The organism is Congregibacter sp. (assembly GCF_965660375.1).
GTDB lineage: Bacteria > Pseudomonadota > Gammaproteobacteria > Pseudomonadales > Halieaceae > Congregibacter.
In genome coordinates, this window is record NZ_CBFHZO010000031.1 from 1 (window position 1) to 4,950 (window position 4,950).

Below are 4,950 nucleotides of genomic sequence, written 5' to 3' on the forward strand. Positions count from 1 at the left end.
TCTTCATCGGGCATGATGGAAAGCACGCCCTGGGAGATGCTAATGCGATCCGATACCTCGGATGTGCTGTGCGGAATGTTTTCCTCATAGACCAGCCGTTTCAGACGTTCTGCGGTGCGTAGCGCATCCGCTGCGCTGGCCCCGGGTAACACCAGAATAAACTCCTCACCGCCGTAGCGCGCGGCAACTTCGCCCGCCCGGGCCGTAGCACGCTGCATGATGTCGCCAATACGGCGCAATACCTCATCACCCGCGGGATGCCCGTAGGTATCGTTGTATTTTTTGAAAAAATCCACATCAATAAGCACTACCGACAACCAGCCATGACTCCGTCGCGCACGATTCACCTCGTCCCTAAGCGTCTGATTCACAAGCCGACGATTTCCGAGACCCGTGAGCTCGTCAATATTGGCAAGGTCCGTCAGCTGTCGCCTGGCTTCCTGTAACTGGAGGTTTCGATCGCGCAGGGAGTTGGTGATCTGCCCAAGTTCTCGCGCCATCGCCTCCTGTTGCCAATTAAGGCTCAGCATGTGGCAGAAGGTATCGTGAATACCGTTACTCGCGGCTACCAACAAACCAGTGAGCGCGAGAAGCAGGATACCCAGCAGCAGGTTATGGGGCTGGTCCCAGAAATGAGCCAGACACCACCAGGCAATGGGCCATAGCGCAGAGAAGATAAAAACCAGGAAATACTCTCGCACCACGACCATCACGGCAAGGGAGATTGCTGAAATCATCACCACAATGAGAAGCAGCAAATACTGGAGTGTTGCAGGCAGGTATTGACCGACGTAGATGTAAGTCCCCGACCAAACCATTCCAGTCAATGCCGATCCAAAAATAAGGTGCCAGAAGACCCGCTTTGGTCGGGACACATAGCGTCGGTCGGCAAGGGCTCCACTCATGTAAAGGGATCGGAGTAACAACAGAATCATCAGGCCAAAGCCCCAGAGCAACAGGCTCTGTGGCTCGACGTAGGGCCACAGCAAAGCCATCGCCGCTATCGCTCCGATGAGATTGGCCATCATCGATGCGATGCGCCCATGCTGCATCAGCAGCTCCAGCTGAGCCGAGAAAAGCTCATCATCGGATATGTTGCGCAGGTAGATCATGGCAAAAGTGTACACCGCGCAACCCCCTTGGGTAAGGACTAGTGCTGCGGATGAGACCTCGATCACAGGGTCTCGAATGGGTCATTGCTCCCCTTCCCCCGCTAAGACACACTTACCTTCGAATACGGGGGATACGGTATGTATCAGTGGAAGTCACTACGAACCATAGCGGGGCTGTTGCTCTGCCTGCCCGTCATTCACTTCGCATTGCTCCTTTCGAAAGACGTAAACAACTACCTCAATCCTTCCCCGGAAGTCTGGAACGCCGACATCGCTGACCTCATCGACAGCGATCTGGATAAAACAATACCTGAAGATCCTATCGTCGTAATCGGCGGTCATCGTGTTCGTCTCTGGAAGGATTTGCCTGCCGGCCTCCTGCCTCGGCAAACACTACTCAGACCCTTGGGCGATGCGACACTCGAGGATCTTTCCTACCACTTTGATCGCCTGGCAGCGTTCTACCGCCCTGACATACTGGTGATCTTCCCCGGCTATGCAGATTTGCACCTGCGAGACGAAAAAACGCCGGAAGATTTTCGGGACAGTATGCGAGCACTGCTGAAACTCGATGAAGAGTACGGCGCGAGCAGTTGGCGCTATGTGATTGCGCCTGTCCAAATGCCCCTGCATCCAGATGACGAGGAACGTATCTCCAAAATTGGCGCTGCTCTGGTGCTAATGGCGGAAGAGACTCCGGATCTCACCATCATTGACCCCAACCCCATGCTGCGTGGATCGGGAGGTGCGCCTAACCCTGACTATTATCGGGGCGATGGTGTTAATCTCAGCCCGACGGGCTATGCACGGGTAACGCTGCTGCTTGCTTCCGAAATCAAGGCACACGAGGAAGCCTCACAGTAGAAACTTGCTGAGAATTGTCTTGCGCATCGGCAACCAACAGCGCGTATTTTGAGCTACACTTTCGCGATGTTTAATGAACTCCCCACAGCCCGTCCCAACACCCCCGCTCTGGATAAAATCGACCAGGGTCTGAATCTGTCTGAGCTTTCAGAAGAGGAGTTAGAAGCTCTCCCGGAAGAGCTGCGCTCCTACCTGCTATTTAGTGCAGGGCAATCCGGCGGACATTTTGGCGCAGGTCTCGGCGTTGTGGAGCTCACTATCGCGCTTCACAGAGTCTTTGATACTCCAAGAGACAGGGTGGTGTGGGATGTGGGACACCAGGCTTATCCTCACAAAATCCTTACGGGTCGTATGCAACGCATGCATACCATACGGCAGGCCGGGGGGCTTTCAGGCTTCCCAAAACGCAGCGAGAGTGACTACGACACATTTGGTGTTGGTCATTCATCCACGAGCATTTCTGCCGCCATGGGCATGGCTTTGGCCGCGGCCCGGGAGAGTGACCCTCGCCGCGTAGTCGCAGTCATCGGAGATGGCGCAATTACCGGCGGCATGGCTTTTGAAGCGTTGGCACATGCTGGCGATGTACGCCCCAACATGCTGGTTATTCTTAATGACAACCAGATGTCCATTGGCAAAAACACCGGCGGCCTCGCCAAGTACTTTGCAAAAATATGGGCGAGCAAAACCTATATCAGCATGCGTGAGGGAGGCAAGCGCGCCCTTGCCATGATCAAACCGGCCTGGGATCTGGCCAAACGCACCGAAGAACATATGAAGGGCATGGTGGCTCCCGGCACCCTGTTTGAGGAGCTCGGTTGGCACTACATTGGTCCCATTGATGGCCATAACCTTCCCCAGCTCATCCAGACGCTGGAAAACATGCGCGACCTCGAAGGGCCACAGTTTCTTCACGTTCTCACCATGAAAGGCAAAGGCTACTCTCCTGCCGAAGCGGACCCCATTGGCTTCCACGCCATTAACAAACTTGAGATAAAACCGGACCCCGATGCGGCAGACACACCACCACCGCTGCCGACGCTCAAAAAGGTGAAGTACCAGGATGTTTTCGGGCAATGGCTATGCGATATGGCAAAGGCCGACAGCAGATTGATGGCCATAACACCAGCGATGTGTGAAGGCTCCGGTATGGTCGAGTACGCCAGGCAATACCCTGAGCGTTTTTTTGACGTTGCGATAGCAGAGCAGCATGCGGTCACCCTCGCCGCCGGCATGGCCTGTGAGGGCGCAAAGCCGGTCGTTGCCATCTACTCCACGTTTCTGCAGCGCGCCTATGATCAGTTGGTGCATGACGTAGCGCTACAGAAGTTGGACGTCACGTTTGCCATTGATCGAGCTGGCCTGGTGGGTCAGGACGGCCCCACGCATCATGGCGCTTTCGATATCAGTTATCTGCGCTGTATCCCTAATATGGTTATCGGCGCACCTTCGGATGAAAACGAGTGTCGTCAGATGCTCTATACCGCCTATCGCCATGCGGGCCCTGCGGCTGTCCGTTATCCCCGAGGCACGGGCCCGGGCGCGCTCATTGAAGAAACCATGGCCGAGCTGCCCATTGGCAAGGCGGTCCTTGTGCGGCCTGGGCAGGATGTCGCAATTCTTAATTTCGGCGCACTTTTCTCAGAAGCCATGGAAGCCGGTGAGGAGCTGGATGCGACCGTCGTCGATATGCGCTGGATCAAGCCGCTGGATGAAGATTTGATCCTGGAGCTTGCGGGGAGCCACGAGCTGATTATTACTCTGGAAGAAAACGCTATTGCGGGGGGAGCCGGATCTGCGGTCGCGGAATTACTGGCTCAGAACGATGTCTGGTGTCCCGTTAAGCATTTCGGTATACCTGATGCATTTATTGACCATGGAGATCAGGCAATGCTTCGACAATTTGCCGGTGCTTATGCGGATCCAATCATTGAAGCGGGGAGAGCCGCCACAGCACGATCCGCAGACCCTAACCTTGTGGCGCAAGTTAGCAGAAATTAGCTATGCCCACGGACTTAGCTTGCCCAAACTTGAAGCTTTGCTCTGTAATTGAGCCTTAAACCGATTCCTATCGGACCTTCATCATTCCTAAGCACAGCAATTACTCGGCGAGAGAACGTGACGAAAAAAAAAGCGAACTTTGAAACCACATTACAAGAAGTTGACGAACTCGTGCAGCGTCTTGAAAGCGGCGATACAGGACTGGAAGATTCCCTCAAGACTTACGAGAAAGGCATTGGCGCTATCAAAGCTGCTCAACAACAACTGGTAGAAGCCGAGCAACGTGTCCAACTCCTCCTCGACAAAGAACCCGCTGAAGACGACGTTGACTAGTATTGACGGCTCCACTCCCCAAATTGCCATGCGACCGACCGAAAAAGATGCCATGAACTCGACGCATCTGAAGAAGGCGCATAGTTACTCTATAGACATCCCAGGCAAACGCCTCCGCCCCCAGCTCCTCCAGGCCGCAGCCCGAGCCACAGGCAACGATGCTGCAGAAGCTCTGGCAGGTCCATCGGCGGAGGCTATCGAGCTAATCCACACTTATTCCTTAATTCATGATGATCTCCCGGCCATGGATGACGACGATCTTCGACGGGGCCGCCCCACGTTGCATGTTGCCTTCGATGAAGCAACGGCGATTTTGGTTGGCGATGGGTTGCAGGCCAAAGCCTTTGAGCTCATCGCCAATGATGATGCGCTGAGCAGCGAACAGCGGGTCAAACTCATCGCACGCCTTGCCCGAGCCGCAGGCTTTGATGGCATGGTGGGTGGTCAGGGTCTGGATATAGAGGCTACAGATCAACACCTCACGCTAGAACAGTTGAAAAATATCCACGCCCTCAAAACCGGCGCACTCATTACCGCCGCACTCGTAATGGGGGGCATTGTTGGGAATGCGACGAAGGCTCAGTTGGAAACGCTGGAGAGCGCAGGCGACAAAATCGGCCTGGCTTTTCAGATTATTGAT

At 54.8% G+C, this 4,950-nt stretch carries 5 protein-coding genes; 4 read left to right on the top strand and 1 reads right to left on the bottom strand.

Features of this window, described 5'->3' with window-relative positions; translation table 11 throughout:
- Positions 1-1,127, bottom strand: a 1,127-nt coding sequence (locus ACTG3T_RS02640) for a GGDEF domain-containing protein (protein ID WP_439100716.1), incomplete at its 3' end; no start/stop codon positions are given.
- A 123-nt stretch (positions 1,128-1,250) separates the two neighbouring features.
- Here ACTG3T_RS02640 and ACTG3T_RS02645 point away from each other — a divergent pair.
- The 4 genes from ACTG3T_RS02645 to ACTG3T_RS02660 form a co-directional block, all read left to right on the top strand.
- Positions 1,251-1,976, top strand: coding sequence for a hypothetical protein (locus tag ACTG3T_RS02645; RefSeq protein WP_439100717.1), 726 nt, complete (start codon positions 1,251-1,253; stop codon positions 1,974-1,976).
- Between the two features lie 66 nt (positions 1,977-2,042).
- A complete protein-coding gene (gene dxs, locus ACTG3T_RS02650) occupies positions 2,043-3,977 on the top strand; it encodes a 1-deoxy-D-xylulose-5-phosphate synthase (protein WP_439100720.1) in 1,935 nt (644 codons plus the stop codon).
- A 117-nt stretch (positions 3,978-4,094) separates the two neighbouring features.
- A complete protein-coding gene (locus tag ACTG3T_RS02655; RefSeq protein WP_439100718.1) occupies positions 4,095-4,310 on the top strand; it encodes an exodeoxyribonuclease VII small subunit in 216 nt (71 codons plus the stop codon).
- A 52-nt stretch (positions 4,311-4,362) separates the two neighbouring features.
- Positions 4,363-4,950: polyprenyl synthetase family protein (locus ACTG3T_RS02660; RefSeq protein ID WP_439100719.1), on the top strand; the 588-nt coding region annotated here is incomplete at its 3' end.